This is a genomic window from Stieleria mannarensis (assembly GCF_014154935.1).
Classification (GTDB): domain Bacteria; phylum Planctomycetota; class Planctomycetia; order Pirellulales; family Pirellulaceae; genus Stieleria; species Stieleria mannarensis.
Genome location: NZ_JACEHH010000032.1, coordinates 20,205 through 38,098 on the forward strand (window position 1 = coordinate 20,205; position 17,894 = coordinate 38,098).

Annotated in this window: 10 protein-coding genes; 2 read left to right on the forward strand and 8 right to left on the reverse strand. The window is 59.8% G+C overall.

The window, feature by feature from the left end; translation table 11 throughout:
• The 5 genes from H1B37_RS20870 to H1B37_RS20890 form a co-directional block, all read right to left on the reverse strand.
• On the reverse strand, positions 1–4,677 hold the full coding sequence (locus H1B37_RS20870) for a bifunctional serine/threonine-protein kinase/formylglycine-generating enzyme family protein (protein WP_182868586.1): 4,677 nt from the start codon (positions 4,675–4,677) through the stop codon (positions 1–3).
• On the reverse strand, positions 4,674–5,630 hold the full coding sequence (locus H1B37_RS20875; protein ID WP_182868587.1) for a nitrilase family protein: 957 nt from the start codon (positions 5,628–5,630) through the stop codon (positions 4,674–4,676). Before H1B37_RS20875 ends, H1B37_RS20870 begins: the two co-directional genes overlap by 4 nt.
• A 163-nt stretch (positions 5,631–5,793) precedes the next feature.
• On the reverse strand, positions 5,794–8,001 hold the full coding sequence (locus H1B37_RS20880; RefSeq protein ID WP_182868588.1) for a 4Fe-4S binding protein: 2,208 nt from the start codon (positions 7,999–8,001) through the stop codon (positions 5,794–5,796).
• On the reverse strand, positions 7,998–9,278 hold the full coding sequence (locus tag H1B37_RS20885; RefSeq protein WP_182868589.1) for an FMN-binding protein: 1,281 nt from the start codon (positions 9,276–9,278) through the stop codon (positions 7,998–8,000). Before H1B37_RS20885 ends, H1B37_RS20880 begins: the two co-directional genes overlap by 4 nt.
• A gap of 470 nt (positions 9,279–9,748) precedes the next feature.
• Positions 9,749–11,056, reverse strand: coding sequence for a Gfo/Idh/MocA family protein (locus H1B37_RS20890; protein WP_182868590.1), 1,308 nt, complete (start codon positions 11,054–11,056; stop codon positions 9,749–9,751).
• Positions 11,057–11,258: 202 nt separating this feature from the next.
• Here H1B37_RS20890 and H1B37_RS20895 point away from each other — a divergent pair, with 202 nt between their 5' ends.
• Positions 11,259–13,886 (forward strand): M1 family metallopeptidase, encoded by a 2,628-nt coding sequence (locus tag H1B37_RS20895; protein WP_182868591.1) that lies wholly within the window; start codon positions 11,259–11,261, stop codon positions 13,884–13,886.
• 97 nt (positions 13,887–13,983) lie between these two features.
• Here the strand turns inward: H1B37_RS20895 and H1B37_RS34470 are convergent, their stop codons facing one another.
• Positions 13,984–14,880: a rhomboid family intramembrane serine protease gene (locus H1B37_RS34470; protein ID WP_182868592.1), complete on the reverse strand. Its 897-nt coding sequence runs from the start codon at positions 14,878–14,880 to the stop codon at positions 13,984–13,986.
• Positions 14,881–14,920: 40 nt separating this feature from the next.
• Positions 14,921–15,454: a DUF1579 family protein gene (locus H1B37_RS20905; protein WP_182868593.1), complete on the reverse strand. Its 534-nt coding sequence runs from the start codon at positions 15,452–15,454 to the stop codon at positions 14,921–14,923.
• 417 nt (positions 15,455–15,871) lie between these two features.
• Between H1B37_RS20905 and H1B37_RS20910 the strand changes: the two genes are divergently transcribed.
• Entirely contained in the window at positions 15,872–16,315 is a 444-nt protein-coding gene (locus H1B37_RS20910) for a PGPGW domain-containing protein (protein ID WP_182868594.1), read from the forward strand.
• A gap of 316 nt (positions 16,316–16,631) precedes the next feature.
• On the opposite strand, the gene H1B37_RS20915 is transcribed toward H1B37_RS20910, so the two are convergent.
• The gene (locus H1B37_RS20915; protein ID WP_182868595.1) at positions 16,632–17,840 is read right to left on the reverse strand and encodes a right-handed parallel beta-helix repeat-containing protein; all 1,209 of its coding nucleotides are present in this window, start codon (positions 17,838–17,840) and stop codon (positions 16,632–16,634) included.
• Positions 17,841–17,894: the final 54 nt, after the last annotated feature.

The window sequence follows — 17,894 nt, forward strand, 5'->3', positions numbered from 1 at the left end:
CTATTCGACCGGACGGGATCGGAAGACGCGAAACCCATAAAACGATGGTTGCGAATGGGGCTGGGACCATCCCAAGTATCGTGGCTGGATGCCGGACATCCCCATGTGGAACCGAAAATCGAATCCGCAAACTTGAAGCCTCGCTTCATTGACCGGATCGATGTCATTGGTCCATTCACGCACGTTGGAATACGCGTCGAAAATGCCGAAGCCGTTGGGGCGCGCCAATCCGACCGCCCAGGGTGTTTTGCCATCGGTGGGCTTGGAAGGGGTGTAGCCGGCGGAAATCCGATCGGTCGACAACAGGTACGAGGGTTGGGCACAGCTGCCGAACGAATAATCGGTGATCGCACCACCGTTGCACATGAAAAACCACTCCTCGGCCATCGGCAATCGATACCCCTTCCGTTGTCGATAGTCCGGGTGCAGTCTGGCCGGTTCGATTGAATTGTCGCTTCGATCGGTGTAACAGAGTTCGTCCTCATCCATACCCTCGGCCAGTGTAAGCCAATTGCAATACGCCACCGCGTCATGGTAGGTCACGCTGCCGGCCGCCGCCTTTTCCGACGCCGACTTCCAGCCTTTGGATTCCTCTCCATCGGGTATCCAGCGCAACATCTGCCCGAGCGTGACTTCGGCCATCGCCGCTTCGATCCGGTAGGTCGCATCGGGGGCGTGAAGCGGCAAGAGGATCATCGTGTGACCTTCGTGACTGACGTACCAATTCCGATCCGAGGGGCGCTGTGGTTTCGCCAGATACAGTTGACTTCCGACCCAGTCCGATTGGTTCCACTGCCCCAGAAACCACAACGAATTGGCCCGCAGACTGGCATGGCTGGCGGTGGCAAACCAACCTTGAATCAATGTCACGACGCGGTTGCGAAGATCGGCATTGATCTGTTCCGGCGGAAATTCCCCCAACGCCTGAATCAATCCGCATTGTGTCGCGACGTCCGGCTCGACGAGCAACCGTTGGGCGATCGGCTCGGGATCGACGCCGAACACGCCGATGCGTTGGACCAATCGCGTCCTGGCGTTTGGGATCGATGTTCGGCCAAAACTGATTTGGCGGTACCGCGAGACAAGTTGTTCGCGATCGGCGGATTCCAACTCGGCAAACTCGCGTTCGGCCAACAGCCGCCGCAGTTCCTCGCGCACCCAATCGTTGGTGTCGGCCGATGGTTTGGGATCCCGTGGCGGTTGTTGATCGGGACGGAACGTCGCCCAGATATCGGCGTTGGAGGCCCCGTGACGCAGCAGGATCGCCGCTGCCGATGCCTTGCGTTTGGCATCGCGTTTCCAATTCGGGTCGTGAACATCCAGCGATTTAGCGACCGCTCGGTCCAACAGTGGGCGTACGGCATCGCGGTGCTTGTCGATCAAGTCGATGGAGAACAGGATTTGCTGAACTTCGGCGTGCAACAGCTGATTGGTCAGTTCGGGGACGTCGTCTTCGAGCAAATTGATCAACAGGTTTTGCGCGGCCGAACGACGGATCTCTGTCTCGTCGCTGCTGTCGGAGGTCATCACCGCGGCCAATGGTTCGACCAACACCGGCCTGGTGGGGCGAATCAGATTCACCATGGATCGAAAGTAGCGTCGATCGATGTTGGCAAAGTGGATCAATTCGTCGGCGAATTCATCTGCCAGTGCTTTCCACCGTTCACCGCTGGCGCTGGTTTGATCCGGGGGATCGAACGTCGCCAGGGCCAATGCCGCGTTGAATCGCGGGCTGACCACACGGCCATTCTCATCCGATCGGGGCAACAGGGTTTCATCTTCGGCTCGGTTCCAGAGGTATTCGGAGAGTTGATCACCGAAACGATCAAGTTCGCGGCACAACAATTCCAGCGTTTCGGGGTCCGAATGCAGCAACGCCGGTTTGATCTCCGCCAGCTCGTCTCGACCGGAACGGAGTAGCGCCAAGCTGGAAAACAGATGCGGCGGCGATCCCGGTCGGCTTTGTTGCTGAATCTGAACCAGGTTGTCGAGCGCCCATCGCTCGCGTCGTTCCAATTGATCCAGCAATCCGCTCACCTCCCCGACCTTGGCGACGGTCAGCTGATCGGTGAGCGTCTCGGCGCGATTCCAAGATGCCAATTCATAGGCGCCCCAGCCACCCAGCAGTAGAAAGAACGCCGCCAGCGTGAGATTGGAAACATGCCTCCGTGTCGCCGATCGCATCATCCGTCGCTGAGCATCATCCCAATGCTCTCGGCGGGTCAATGCCAAGATCGACCCCCACTCCGGCAGCGTCGGCAGGTGCCGCTTGTCCGGTCGTACATTCCAGACTTCGGTGCGTTGTGCCAAGCGGATTTCCGCGCGGCCCGTGCGCGTGCCGCGCTGCATGTGGGCCTGCCAGTCGCGGATTGCAGGCACCAGATAATCGTGGGCAAGGTGATAGTAGACCAATTGTGACAGGTTGCCGGTCACGCTCCCCGATTGGCTGGCGGATTGAACGCCGGATTGGCTTTGCGACACATCGCCTCGGCCTTCGGGGTCGGTCCGCACGATCAGGTGCAATTCCGAATCGAGCGCCCGCATCATCGATTGGAATTGTTTGGGCTGGTCGGCATACCCGGAAACTTCCAACAACTCTTCGCGGGACCGCATGTGACCCTTCAGATTCGCACCGGGCTGGGGCAACAGGGCGCCCAGGGTTTCGTAGACCGCGCGCAGGTGAACGCGGTAGTTGGCCGGTGCATTTTCGGAGGAAAAGTTCTCGTCCAAGAACATCAGGCCCACGCCGGCGGTGCCGCCGATCTTGCGCAGCGTGGCCGTCGTCCAAGGTTTGCTTTTGATCATCTCGGCAAACAACGCCAGCCGAACCGGGGTGACTTTTCCGTGTTCGGCCAGCCCCTCGATCGCTTGGGTGACAAAGGCGCGTTGGTCGCGTGAGAAGTCGCTGCGGTGTTCGGGCAAGCGATCAAACGCGCGTCCGAATTCGGTCAACACGCGGCGGGCGTGCTGCAGGTCGAACAGGTCGATCAGCGCCATGTTCTTGTTCTGCATCAGATCGACTTCCAGGTGATCCATGAACCGGCTGAACGCCAACCAAAAGTCGTCCCGGACCATCAGGATGCATTGAACATGTTCGCCGTCACACTGTCGCAGGGCCTTGGCCAACACCGAGTGTTCGGGCCGATCGATCGAGTACAACCATTGTTCAAACTGATCGATCACGATCAGGATTTTTTTGTCGCGGCCCATCACTTCGCCACGGCGGAGCGTGGCGATCGATTCGGGCAATCCCAGGTCGGTGTCCAGGTAGGGGCAGCGACGACGCAGACGATTCAGCAAGCGAGTTTCGGTCGCGTCCGGTGCCGCCTCGATGACGACCGGGACGATGTCCGCCGAGAGTGTCGGGACCAGGCCTGCTTTGACGAACGAACTTTTTCCGCAGCCGGACGGTCCATAGATCAATCCGATGCGAAAACTGTTCTCCGGGTCAGATTCTTCGATCCGCCGCTTCCAAAATAAAATCGATTCGGGCGTCCCGTCGCGGTCGTACGGCCCGGGCAACAGCCCCAAGAAAAAATGGGCGTCTTGCGGTCCAAACGAACGCAACCCCTTGGGCACAATCCCCAACCGCCGGCTGCCGGAACGACTGCTGTCCGAATCTCCTTTCCGTGCCTTCGATGCCTTGGGGTCCGTCGGGATCGCGCGGTCGACCAACGCCAAGTTTTGGCCGTCGGAAAGTAGATGACGCAGGTCTTCACACATTTCCAACGCCGTTTGATATCGCGCCGTGGCTCGCTTGGAAAGCGTTTTCATACAAATCCGCTCAAGCTCCGTCGGCACGTCGCGGTTCAAATCGCGCGGCGGACGGACCTCTTGCTCTTGAATCAAGTCGGTGACCGTTTGCCCGGGCTCGGCAACAAACGGACGCTGCCCGGTCAACAGTTGATACAGCACGACGCCCAGGCTGAAGATGTCCGAAGTGCGTTTGACCAGATGATTTTCCCCCCGCGCCTGTTCGGGGCTCATGTACGCGGGCGTGCCGGCGACGGTTTTTGATCCGATGCCATCGTCTTCCAACAGTGCAAGTCCGAAATCCGCGACATAGGCCGTCCCCCGTTTGTCCAACAGAATGTTGTTTGGTTTGATGTCACGGTGAATGACACCCTGGTTGTGCACGTAGTGCAATGCTTCGGCAATCGTCGCGACCAATTCCACCGACTCGAAAATCGACAACGGGGTGGATTGCAGTCGCCGGACCAAATCGCTTCCGTCGATGTAGCGGGAGACGATGAAGCAGAGACCATCGTCGGTGGTTCCGACGTCATGCACGGGAACCACGTTGGGATGTTCCAGCTTGGCCAGCGTTCGGGCTTCGGTCAAAAACGCATTGACGTCTTTGGAACGCTTGACGCGATGCCGGTGTGGCACCTTAATGGTGACGTGGCGTTGCAATTCGTCGTCATAGGCCAAGTACACCGAACCGAAACCGCCTTTGCCGAGAAGGGATTCGATTTTGTAGCGACCGATCGTCCGGGGCAGCACGTCCTCGGGGTCATCGGGCCGATTGTCCGGGTTGGTGACGGACGACGCATTGATCGTTTCGTCGATCGGCTGGCCTCCCGCGCCGTGTGAGAACGCTGAATCGTCGCCGGTTCGCTGGGTCCTCGTCTCGCGAGCGTCGTTGCGCGGGTTGGTTTCGCTCTCTGGGTCGGTCATTTCGCAAAACGCACGATGCGGGTGTCTTGCTCGATTCCGGTTCGCTCGGTGAGCGGGCGGTACAGTTCCGGGCGTCTGGATTTGAGCCAACGGCGGCCGGTGCAGGACGCCTGGAGCGACGGATCGAGTCGGGCGACGACCATCTCATCGGCGGCTTTCCAGGTCTCGGCGAGCGTCTCTCCGTAAGGCCCCAAAATCATCGCGTTTCCGGTTCGCACTTCGTCATCATCGATGCCGACGCCGTTGCTGAAGATCAGGAACAAGCCGTTGTCGTGTGCCCGCGCGGGCAACCAACGCCGCAACCACTCACGGCCTTTGGGGCCGCGAAACTCGGCCTCGATCGCTTCGGGGTTCGATTCACGCTGCTCCCAAAGCTTGGGATCGATGACGCCCATGCAGTGTGGGCTGGGTGAATTGCAGCCGCCGGTTTGATGGGGCGCCAGCAGAATCTCGGCGCCCAGCAAGGCATTCATTCGCACGTTTTCGACGATGTTGTTGTCGTAACAGATTAACACGCCGACGGTCGCACCCTGGGGGATCTCAAACACGGTGTACTCATCGCCGCTCTCGAGATGTTCGCTGATGAAGCAATGCAGTTTTCGATGCACCGCGATCTGTCCGTCCGGCATCGCGACGACGTAGCTGTTGAACAGCCGACCGTCATCGCCCCGTTCGATCAGCCCCGCACCGATCGTCATCTCGTGCCGCCGGGCAAGCTCTAACAGCGTGTCGGTCGATCGCCCCCCCTGGATCGGTTCGGCCAGCTGGCGGCACGCTTCGGCGGAAAGATTCCGGACGTGCCAATAACCTGTCAAACACATTTCCGGAAACGCGATCAATTCAACGCCGCGAGCCTTTGCTTCGGCTGTCAATGCCTCGACGCGACCGAGATTGTAGGTCTTGTCACCGGGACGATGATTGAACTGAACGGCGGCGACGGTGATCGGGTTCATGGGAGACCATTATTAGGGAGGGCGACGATAAAAGGGATGAATCCGAAGGTGCGTTTCGTTCGCAATCGACCTTCGTCCAGTTCACCGGGCATTGTAACGAAACAAGCCTTCCGTATTGGGCGCTCGTGGAGAAAACGACTCCTTCGGATTCAATCGGTCGCGGTCAATCCAACGTTCCGAACGGATCCTCGTCAATCGTCTCCGACGCCGGAACGCCAAACGGTGATTCGTCGCCACCGGAAGGCTCGACACCAAACGGGGACTCATCCTCCAAGGGCACCGGGGCACTCAAGGCCGCCGGGTCGGAATCGACTTCGGGCACGAAGTACTCGACGCCGGGTTCGGAACGGGTTCGCCGGCGAGCTTCTTGTTCGCGCAGCGCGATGTAGGAACCGGACATCATCCGATCCTCGTTGCCTTGCCCCGCCTCGATGATGATCGCCGACTCGCCCCACAGTCCCCGTTCTTTCACGTTGATCGCATGACACCGCGTCTGACAGAGCCCACAGCCGACACACTTGTCGGCCAACACGACCGGTGCCGAATAACCGGTGCCTTCGATCGGGACGCCGTTGTCGTCCACTTCGGTCCCGACCCGTTTGAATTCGATCGCATGATAGCCGGCCGCATTGCACTCCTGCACGCACAGATCGCACTCCTCGGCGCCGGCAAACGGCAGACAAGTCGATTCGTTGACGATCGCCAGCCCCATCCGAGCGACCTTTTTCTCCGCCAACGGCAACGCGCGAATCGCCCCGGTCGGGCACACTTGACCGCAGGCGTTGCAGCTCGATTCGCACCCCGCCCAGTCGGCATTGACCAGCGGCGACCACAATCCCTCCAGCCCCTGCTGAAAACCTTCCGGCTGCAACACGTTGTTGGGACAGGCCTTGAAACACTCGCCGCAGCGAATGCACATCTCCAAGAATTCTTGCTCGGGAACGCTGCCCGGCGGTCGCACGGGCAAGAACGCATCGGAGGCATTCAGATTAGCGCCGAACGTCTTGGTCACCATCGAAACACCGGCACCGCCCGCCACGGCCGCCGCAGTGCCGCCGGCCAGGGACAGAAACCCGCGTCGCCCCAACGCCGTCTCATGAGTCGGCGGATCATTTTCGACCTTGAGTTCAACGACGTTCCAGCGTTCGACAAACTTGATCGCGTGCGTCGGACAGACGCCGCCACAGGATTGACACAACGTGCAATCGGTCGTCCGCGTCGTGAAGTCCGGTTTGATGGCGTCAAAGGGACAGATCTCGACACACTTGTTGCAATTGATGCACGACGATTCGACCTTCCGCTCGGTGATGCGAAACAGGTTCCCCAGCGAAAACACGGCTCCACTGGGACAGACGTACTTGCACCAGAATCGCGGCCGCATGAACCCGAGGCTCAGCACGCCGATGAACATTGCGATCGACAACACCTGCCCGACGCCGATCGCAGGGACCAGGTGCCAACCACGCAGCATTCCCGACTGGATCGGATCCAATAGGAACAGCATCCCCCGCGTGATCACGGGAATCGCCGAGAAGAAACCCGACACCAACACGCCAAACAGCGAACACAACAGCGTGCCGGCCAGCAGATAGTACTTGATGTGAACCCACCAACCGTCGCCGGGAACGCGAAACCGTGTGACCCGTTTGCCGACCGCCCAATCGAACAAATCGATCGTCGTGCCCAGCGGACACAGATAGCCGCAAAAACCGCGTGGGATCAGCACGCAAACGGCCAGGATGGCTGCGGCGGACACCAGCGACCAGACCCAACTGCGCGAGGCGATCGCGGTCGACAAACTGACCAACGGGTCGATCATTAAAAACGACTCGGCCGGGATGATCTCCTTGGCGGCCAAGTTGTCGCTGTAATGAGCCGGCCACTGGCCGGCTCCCAATTGCTCGTTCGGTTGCGCATCGTAGGGCCAGCAGACGTAGAAAAACAGCACGACAAAGGTGACCAGGCAGATCGACTGCACGATCCGTCGCACCGGGGACGCCAGCCAGGACAGGCCGAACCGGCGCAGTGTTTTCCGCAACACCCCACGTTGCTTGGACATCCGGTCCGATTGAAACGCGTCGGGCACCAGGTGACGAAGTAATCGACCGATCAGTGAATGTGAGGCGTGTTGATCGGGCTTCAGCCGGCGGAGGGTCGGGGAGAACCAATCCAGACGGATCAGCGCGGCGCTGCCGCGATCGAAACTGGTCAAAAAAACCAGCGTGGCGGCGGCCAATAGGAGCCCGGCAACCGTGATCGTCAGGGCGGGGGAAACACCCGACCATATGGCGAGGGTGTCGTTTTCAGCCACCGCGAGGATCGTCGCCGTAGCCAACAAGGCGACCGCCAATGATAGACCGCGTCGTTTCATCGCGTCCCCTGTGCTAACGCCTTGGCGGTCGCGTTGACGATGGCCTGGGACGTGATCGTCGCACTGCTGGTCCCATCGATCCCTTGGACACTTTGCCGATCGATCAATTGCGCTGGGGTGTCGGTCAGCGAGGAGTAGAATTGCTTCTCCTTGTGGTTGACCACCTTGACGCTTTGCAAACGGCCCGACGCAACGTTGACCTCGACCGTCAGTTTGCCGTTGTACCCGGTGCTGCTGTCACGATAGGTCCCATCGGCGACGCGACTCAAATCCGCCTGGTCATACAATCGGATCGTCTCCATGCTCTCCTGGGCGCGAGCTTTGAATCGATCCTCGTACTCTTCGTTGCGCCACCGTTTCGAATTCAAGACGCGTTGGTAGTAGTCGATCGCTTCGTCATAGCGACCGGCCTGTCGCAGCGCGTCGGCGGCCAAGATGTTCGCTTGGTAGTCGTTTCCGGATTTAACAAAGGCCCCGGTCAGACTGAGTGCCCGGTCGATTTCGCCCATGTCCCCGTACAATTTGATCGCACCGAGGTTCAGCCGTCGGCTGCGGAGCATTTGCAGGGCCATGCCGCGGTTGCCCAACCGCCAATAACATTCGGCCAAGCGGATTCCGTCGATGGTGTCGACCGACGCTTTGCCTTGCTGAAACCAGAAAGCGGCCCGCGGGTAATCCTGAAGCAGCCGAAAGTAGGCCGATCCGAGCGCTCTCATGTCACGCTGCAGCCGTTCACGGTCGTCCTTGTGCAGCGCCACACAGTGGTGAATCAGCTTGATCCCCGAGTGCCAGCGGCCGGGATTTTCGTTGATCACCGACCAGATGTACTGGCCCATGTTCTTGTGAGCCTGCCACGGCCCCTTCGGCGGTCTGATGGGCCAGGACAGGTCCAGCGTTTTGGGATAGTCCAGCGGCGTGGATTCGAACCAATCCGGCGGCGTCTTGCCGGCCGCCTCGATCAACGCCAAAACCTCCGCCTTGGAACGTGTCACGGATCCCGAACCATCGCTATCGTTTTCCGCCCGTGCCGACGGCTCGGATTTCGGCGTCAAGACGAACCACTTGCCCTGGTAAAGAACCCGGTGAACGTCGCTAAACTGATAGACGGTTTTCGTCGATGTCGAGCCGTCCTGGGGCGAAAAATCGAACTCCTTTTCGGCTTTCCGGATCGACGTGATCGTCCCGTCGACCTTTTTCCCGTCGGCAAATTCGATCACGTCAGCCGCCAACACAGGGCTTCCCACCAGAAGCGCCATCATCAGAATTAAGTACTTCATCACATTTCCCAGATTTGCTTCACATCACACCGGTGATTTCAACGCACAGGATACTAGATCGTCCCCCTGAGCGCGCGTTGAAACCGAGACTTCGCCCCGCCGGATCCCAAACGCATTCCAGCGAGACGCAATTTCTCCGACCCCAGCGAGTCTTGAAATTCTCCCCCCAACGCCCTTGAGCGTGATCGCCTCGGATGAACATAGACACCTACCTGGACCAACTCTATCACGAGGGTTGGCAAAACGACCGCACGGCGGAGTCCCGCGAGGAGATGATGCTGAACATCACGCCTTCGACGGGAAAGTTTCTCGATTTGATGATCCGTGATGCCAAGCCGTCGCGGATCCTGGAACTCGGAACCTCCAACGGCTACTCGACCCTCTGGATCGCACGTGCCGCCGCGACGGTCGATGCGACGGTGGACAGTGTGGATGTATGGACTCGTCGCCTCGTCCACTACCGCAGTGCGCTACACGGCGGCGATGTCCCAGCCGTCGCGGTAGTCTCGGCGGAGCCAGGCGTTGGCCGAATCGTCGTTGGTGAACTGCATCGCTTTGCCGTTCCACTTCAGCGTTTCACCGCGGAAACGGACCGCGACGTTGCCCAGCAGGACGGCTTCGGTCAGCGGACCGCCGTAATCAAATCCGTCGCTGGGCTGTTGGCCGCTGATGATCCCGTCGACCCATCCGTGGTAGTGGTTCAGCCCCTCGACTTCGCCCAACAGGATGCCGCTGGAGACAAACGGGGCGCCGACGTGCGGCAAGACCAAACTGGCTTTCTCTCCGATGAACAGGGAACCGCTTTTGGGCAGCGCCTGGTTGGAGGGAAAGTCGGTTCCACGCAAACTGGGCAGTCGTCCGCCGTCATACCACGTGATCGGCAGCGTCGCCCCGACCGTCCACTGGGTCCCCGGAAACACGTACTTGACGGTGGTTTGGGCCGGCCAGACTTCATCGTTCATCCCCGTGTGGTCGGCGGTCAGCTCCGTCGGGGCCGCATTGATCGTTAGCGCCGTAAAAACCGGGTCCAGGATGTGGCAGCCGAAGTCACCGAGGGCCCCATTGCCAAAGTCCTGCCAATCACGCCATCCCCAGGGGTGATAGATCTTCCATCCGCCATAGGGGCGTTCCGGAGCGACACCCAGCCATAGATTCCATGCCAACGTCTTGGGGACGTCTTCCAAGGTTTTGGGGCGGCTGATGTGAAACGATTTTCCATGCCCCGTCGCCGCACACCAGCTGTGCACCTGTTTCACTTTGCCGATCACCCCGGACTGAATGGCCGCCACGGCGGTGCGGTAGAACGTGTGCGAATGGATCTGATTGCCAAGACGCGTGATCACACCCGACTTTTTGGCTTGCAATGCCATCTGCCGCGCTTCCCAGACGTTGTGGGTCAGCGGTTTTTGACAGTAAACGTGTTTTCCCTGACGCATCGCATCCAAGCCGATGAAGGCGTGCATGTGGTCCGGCGTGGAGACGGTGACGGCGTCGATCGAATCACCATGCTCGGCCAGCATCTCGCGAAAATCTTGGTACACCGGTGCCCCCGGAGTGAGATCCTTGACCTTCTCGGTGCGGGACAGGTCCACATCGCAATACGCCACCATCTGCGTCGCGTCGTGCGAGTCCATTTCTTTGATGTCCGACCAGCCCTTGCCGTCGCATCCGATGCCGGCGATCTGGACACGGGAGTTCAAGTTCTGGCCACGGACGAAGGCGGGGGCAGCCGCCAGCCCGGCGGCGGAGGCGGCGAGGAATTGACGACGACGAAGCATGGCGGGACCCTTGGGGGGAAAAGGTGGGAATCGGAAGGATCAATCGAGGAGTGATCAATGTAATCGATTCCGCTGGCCCGTGCCGTTCGCAATCATTTCGCCTCGCAGTACACTGTTCGCCAAGGATGATGCCGATCCATCGAGCGGAGCGGCCCCCTCGGTTGAAACGTTGACGCACCACGAGCCCCGTTGAATGAACCCCATGTTTCGTTTTGAACGCTGGTCCTTGACCGCTCTGATGTTCTGTTGCTTCGTCGGCGACTCCACGGGCTCTGAGTTTATCTGCCGCTATTGCGCCGACGGTCGCTCGCACGCAATGATGCCGCTGGGGTTGGAATTGGACGGTCGGTACCAGTATGCCCCGGACCGTCAAGTCGACGTGTTGCATCTAAAACTGGACGTGACGCCGGATTTTGACGCCCGCACCGTCGCCGGAACGGTCAGCATCACCGCACAACCGATTGCAAAACCCGTTGAAATGTTGCGATTGGACGCGATCGACATCAACGTCCACCGCGTTCGCTGCGAGCAAGCGGCGGTCGAGGATTTCATTTCAACCCGCGACGGATTGCAAATCGCCTTCCGCGAACCCGTTGCCGTCGGAACCGAGTTCACGATCCAAATCGACTACTCCGCCCAGCCCAAGGCGGGGCTGTATTTTCGCACACCGGAAATGGGCTATCCCGAACCGGACACCCACCTCTGGACCCAGGGTGAAACACACGAAGCACGGCACTGGTTCCCTTGTTTCGACTATCCCAACGAGCGTTCGTCGACGGAAGTCATTTGCCATGTCCCCGAGTCGATGGTCGTGCTGAGCAATGGGAAACGGATGGGCCAAACGATCGATCCGCATGGGTTGAAAGCGGTGCGTTGGCTGCAAGAGAAACCGCACGCCAACTATCTGATCTGTCTGGTCGCGGGAAATCTGGAAAAGCTCGAAAAACGGCATCGCGAAATCGAACTCGGTTTCTTTACCCAACCGACGCTCGCCCGGCATGCGGCCAATTCGTTTCGCGACACCCCCGACATCATGGCGTTCTTTGAACAAGAGATCGGGATCCCGTTCCCGTGGGACAAGTACTACCAAGTGACGATCCGTGATTTCACCGCCGGCGGCATGGAGAACACGTCGCTGACCACGCTGACGCACAACACGATCTTCTCCACCGCGACCGAAAACATTCGCACGACGCGAAATCTGGATGCCCACGAACTGGCTCACCAATGGTTCGGCGACTACGTGACCTGCAAGGACTGGAGCCACCTGTGGCTCAATGAAGGCTTTGCGACCTATTACACACACCTTTACGAAGGCCACAAGTTCGGTCGCGACGCATTGCTGTATGGGCTGTACAAAGACGCGACCGGCCGGGTGTTGCCCCAAGACAAAGACACCAAGCCGATCGTGTTCCACGGTTACAAGAACGCGATGCAGCAATTCGATTATCGGTCCTACCCCAAGGGCAGTTGGGTGTTGCACATGCTGCGCAGCCAGCTCGGTGCGGACCTGTATCGCAAATGCGTCCAGGAGTATTTACAGCGTCATGCACTGTCCAGTGTCGTCTCGGATGACTTGCGTCAGGTGATCGAAGAACTGAGCGGCCGGCCGATGGACCGATTCTTTGACCAGTGGCTTTACCACCCTCGGCACCCCGATCTGAAGATCACGTACAAGTGGATGCCGAAAGAAAAGTTGGCCAAAGTGAACATCAAGCAGACGCAAAAGCTGAGCGACGATGTTCTGCTGTACCACTTTCCCACCAAGCTGCGTTTCATCGTCGATGGTGAAATCGTCGACCGCGAGATCCAGGTCAGCCGGGTCGAGGAAGACTTTTATGTTCCGCTCTCCGGCAAACCTTCGGTCGTCCGCTTTGACCCCGACTACACCGTCTTGGCAAGCGTCTCGTTCGACAAAGCCAACGATCTGTTGGAAGCCCAGATCAACAACGCCGACGACATGATGGGCCGCTTGCTGGCCTGCGTGGCACTCGCGGACCGAAAGACCGACGCGTCGGTAAAGTTGCTGGCCGAGCGATTGAATACGGATCCGTTTTTCGGCGTTCGAATCGAGGCGGCCAAGGCGCTCGCCAAGCACGACAGCGACAAAGCACTCGAAGCGTTGCGATCGAGCTGGAAAGACCAAACCGACGCGCGTGTCCGTCAGGCCGTCGTCCAGCGGATGTTCGGCCCGTTCACCCCCGAGACGCTTGACTTGGCGTTGGAGGTTTTGGAAACGGAAGCGAATCCCGCGATCCAATCCGCCGCGATCGGCACCTTGGCTCGGTTCCACGGCGAGCAGTCTCGGGAGACGCTGACGCGGTTGCTGAAGTCCGAATCGTTCGGAAACGAAGTGGCCGACGCGGCAATCGCGGCGATCGGAAAAATGAACGCGCCCGAATTGACGCCGGCGTTATTGTTCACACTTCAAACGCGGGACGCTGAGTTCGACGCGCGGGATTTCGGACGTGGGCTGGCCGCGCTGGCCAAGACGGCCAAACCGCTGGATGACAAGGACGCGGTGTTTCAGTTTCTCAGCTCGCAAGTCGAACACCCCAAGTTGACCGTCCGCACGGCCGCTCTCGGCGCCCTCGGTCAACTCGGCGATCAACGCGCCGAGTCGGTGATCGAAGCGTACACCGATTCGGGAGACACGCGGATCGCCGATGCCGCCAAGCGCGCGTTGGGCGATCTGAACGCCAACCGATCGCTGGTGCCGACCGAAATCATCGACCTACGAAAGACGTTGGCGGAATTGAAACGCGAGACAGCGAAGTTGAAGAGCGAACTGAAGGATCTCAAAGCCCAAGACGCCACCACCGACCAGTGACGCATCACCCCATGCCAGCGGGAAGCGTCAGCGAGCGGCCTTTTGGGGTTTACCCCGCGTCCAGCGCCCGCCACTCGCTTACGCGTCGTGCTGGCATTTAGGCCACACTCAGCGCCACGACCCACGCGAGGGTGACGACCGCAAACGCGGCCAGTCCGGCCAGCCACTGCGACCGTTCATCGGCCAGCCATCGCGTGGGAATTCGGCTGCTGATCGCACCGATCAACAACCCGGCGAAGAACCCGGTGACGTGGGCGGTGACGTCGGTGCGTTCACCGCCGACGCCGATCAGCGCCAACAGCATCACGCCGGCCACCAACGGACGCCAGCGGCGCAACCGACTCTCGCGGCTGGACGATCGCGGTCGCAATGCCACCGCGACCAGTATCCCCAAGGCGGCGAAGACGGCCGTCGAAGCGCCCACCGACCGGTGATCGGGTTGCTGGATCATCGCATTGATCCAGTTCCCCGCGGCGCCGGCCGACACGATCGATAGCCATGCGATGCCACCACCGAGTGTCCGCCCGGCCAGAAAACCGAACAGGACGCCGAACAACAGATTCGACGCCAAGTGGCCTTCGTCGACGTGCAGGGTGAGCGCCGTCACGCAGCGCCACCCGCCCCCGGCAAGCACTTTGCCCGCTTGCATTTCACCGGGTGTGAACAGGTCCAGGCCCAATCCCCACGGCAACGTCGCCAATCCGATCGCCACCGTGATGGCGGCATAGGCGATCACACCGATGCCGGCCCCGGCGTAGGTCGGCGTCACCGAGACGGTTTCCGTCGAACGCGATTGGTTCTCGCGGCGGTACTCCGCCAGCTCCCGCAGGGCGGCGGAAGCGTCTTCGGCAGCAACGATCAGCCGCCAACGACCACGACGTGATTGGGCATGGGCGGCGATTCCGGCCGCTTCCAAGACCAGACGCAGCTCCATGCAGGCGGATCGATCCCCCGATTCGAACACGACTTCGTGATCCTGTGGTGATCCGCTCACGCTGGTCTTTTCATCCTGTTGACAATCCGACGACGCGCCGTCATTTCTGCTTCGATTTATACGTCAGCACAAAGGTCTTCACCCACGCGTCGGATTCGTTATTCTTTTGATACATCGTCATCGTCGAGGGCTCGCCCGCAACATCAGTGAAGACCGATTTCATCTTCACCGGCTTGTTCGTCGCCGGGTCGATGTCGTCAAAGATCATCGTCAGTTCGTGCTTGGCTTCATCGTACGTCCCTTCCATCACCGCCAAGTAGGGCGTCATGTTGTTCGCCCAGGTGCCGATGTATTTCTTCTTGATGGGATCGTAACCGCTCATCCCGCGCCCCTTGTACGGTCCCGCTTCGAAGGCGGACTCGACCCAATTCCCACCCAGAATCGCGGTGTTGGTTTCGCTGAACGGAAACTCCATGGCATCTCCATCGGGTCCCTGGGGCCAGACCTTCATCGTACCGGTCCGCGTGCCAACGGTTTTCGCCAAATAGGCGTGTTCCTTGGAGGGGGCCTCGTCCTGGGCCAGTGCGCAGGAGGCGGTCAAACAAAACGCTGCCATCAAAACGAGAACTTTCATCAGTCACTCCGGAAAGGGGCTGGGGGCCGAGAACCACATGCACAAGTGGTCTGTGGTAACACAAATCGCCCCGCCGATCCACCTGCCAGCGGGAAGCGTGACGGCCTGTTGATTTAGTCGAAATGAAACAGCTAACGATTAGCCGATGGGCGCTAGCTCCGGTTTTGCGGCGGCGAGAACCGCGGCCAGTGCCGTGCGGCTAATTAGATCAACAGGCCGGTCAGCGAGCGGCCCAGGGGGTCACCCCGCGTCCATCGCCCGCCACTCGCTGACGCGTCGTGTTGGTATCAATTGGCAAACATTGACGATCTCCGCCGCTACAGTCACCAAGGATTGACAACGACGATCGAATCCCGGATCACTACGTGTCCCTGTGAAACGTTCAGGTCCTCCCCCCGATCCGTTACGCACCGCCGCATGCCAAACCTGTCCGCCTTGAACGCATTCCTGGCCGATCATAAGGTTGCGATGGCGTGGATTGCCGCCGTCTCCAGCGTGCTGTTCGTCGGCTGCTTGCTGATCGCGCCCTGGTTGGCCATTCAAATTCCGACCGACTACTTCGCCGGCCGGCGACGTCCCCGAACGCTGTTTGCCGATCGGCATCCGGTCTTGCGCTGGACGGGATTGGTGGTCAAAAACATGATCGGCGGCGTCCTTGTGCTCGCCGGCCTATTGATGCTGGTCCTGCCCGGCCAGGGGCTGTTGACCATTCTGGTCGGGATCCTGATGCTGAACTTCCCCGGCAAGCATCGTCTGGAACGACGGTTGGTCTCCATCCCCGCGGTGTTGAACTCGATCAATTGGATGCGAAAGCGTTCAGGCGTCGAACCGATCCAAGTCCGTTCGCTCGGCGGACCATAAACCTTCCGGTGCGCTCCCTGCCGAGGTCGAGCGGTTTTTAACCTCTGATTTAACAGGCGTTTACGACTTCACCCTCTCTCTGGGAGGGTCGCGGAGGAGTGCGCGACAACGCGGGGAGGGTTGATCCACGATTTGACGCGACCGGCGGACGAACGCTTGTCCGGCGATTCACCGTTCGACCTCCCCTCGCTGCGCTCGACCCTCCTGCCAGGAGGGTTAATTTTAAAAACCGCCTGACCTCTAGAAGGGAGGGTGACTTACTTGATGCGTGACTTCCCCCCCACGACGGCTCTTCCGGGCGGCCGCATCGCCACGATCACTCCCCATCAAACTCCTGCGATCCGTTTCCATGGATCAACACCTTTCGGCAGTCACCGGTTTGCCGGACCGCGTCGCCGCTGAGCCCGGAGAACAGGTTTCCAGAGATCACCAATGCCTGGCAATCCTGAAGCAAAATTCCGGCCGCCTCGTTCGGGTTCTTTTCCGTCTTGCTGACCACGGAGTCTCGTTTCTTGATCGCAGTTCCGTCCTCGGCATTGCCGATCCAACTGTCACTAAAGTTATTGGCGCTGATGGTGATGCTACCGGAACCTTCACGCACCGCGACGCCGACCTGTTTGACGATGGTGAAGGTGTTGGCGGAGATCGCGCAGCCGTGTGCATCGCGCAAGTCGATTCCGCCGGTGAATTCATGTGCGATCACGTTGGCCGACATCGTGATGCCATAGCAATCGCGGTCCAACACGATCGCCCAGCCCTGGCATTCTTCGATCATGTTGCCGGCGACGACCGAGCCGTAGGTGTTTTCGATGACCACACCATCGCCGAGGTGGTCGTCCAGATTGTTGCCGCTCATCGTCAGATTGAACGAGTCGATGCAGCGCAAGCCGTCATCGTTTTCTTCGAACTGATTGGCCGACACGATGATGTCGTGACAGCCTTCGATCGACACGCCGCATTTTTTGTTGTACGTGAATAGACAGTCGCTGACGCGGGGGTCTTCGTAACAGTAGTGCAAACGCAATCCGTCGCCGCCGTTGTCGCTGCTGGTGACGCCCTGCACAAAAATCTCTTCGATGTATCGAGCTTCGATCCCCGCGCCGCTGCGTTCATTTCCGGTCACTCGGAAATTGGCTAGGTTGACCCGCCACAGCCGATCTTTCGAGGGGACTTTTTTTCCGACCCAATCGGGATGCTCGATCAGGATGGCCGGCTTTCCCTCGGTGTTCTTGTTGATCAGGTGGGTTGCCGTCCCAGAACCTTCCAGACGCGTGTCGGCCGTTTTCAGATGCAGCGGTTGGCTCAGTTCATAGTTTCCCGGCGGAATCTTCAAGACGCCTCCGGACTGGGGGATCGCATCGGCGGCTTCTTGAAGCGTCGCAAAGTCGGCGGCGTTGATGATCGTGTCCGCGGCGCGGGTTTCGCCCGCGGGCAAGAGGCTGCAGGTGGCGATCGCGATCAGGAGAGTTTTGTTGCGAATCATGGTGTGTGGTGATGGAAACCATTGGGGTGGGGATCGGATCATCGACGACTCGTTCAATCGGATGATCGCAGGAGTCGGATGATCGCAGGGGGGGCG

What these genes read in the sequence shown, in the direction of transcription:
- H1B37_RS20905 (WP_182868593.1), bottom strand. Translation starts at nt 15,454, where the DNA reads ATGAAAGTTCTCGTTTTGATGGCAGCGTTTTGTTTGACCGCCTCCTGC.
- H1B37_RS20880 (WP_182868588.1), bottom strand. Translation starts at nt 8,001, where the DNA reads ATGAAACGACGCGGTCTATCATTGGCGGTCGCCTTGTTGGCTACGGCG.
- H1B37_RS20895 (WP_182868591.1), top strand. Translation starts at nt 11,259, where the DNA reads ATGTTTCGTTTTGAACGCTGGTCCTTGACCGCTCTGATGTTCTGTTGC.
- H1B37_RS20870 (WP_182868586.1), bottom strand. Translation starts at nt 4,677, where the DNA reads ATGACCGACCCAGAGAGCGAAACCAACCCGCGCAACGACGCTCGCGAG.
- H1B37_RS20875 (WP_182868587.1), bottom strand. Translation starts at nt 5,630, where the DNA reads ATGAACCCGATCACCGTCGCCGCCGTTCAGTTCAATCATCGTCCCGGT.
- H1B37_RS20915 (WP_182868595.1), bottom strand. Translation starts at nt 17,840, where the DNA reads ATGATCCGATCCCCACCCCAATGGTTTCCATCACCACACACCATGATT.
- H1B37_RS20885 (WP_182868589.1), bottom strand. Translation starts at nt 9,278, where the DNA reads ATGAAGTACTTAATTCTGATGATGGCGCTTCTGGTGGGAAGCCCTGTG.
- H1B37_RS20890 (WP_182868590.1), bottom strand. Translation starts at nt 11,056, where the DNA reads ATGCTTCGTCGTCGTCAATTCCTCGCCGCCTCCGCCGCCGGGCTGGCG.
- H1B37_RS20910 (WP_182868594.1), top strand. Translation starts at nt 15,872, where the DNA reads ATGCCAAACCTGTCCGCCTTGAACGCATTCCTGGCCGATCATAAGGTT.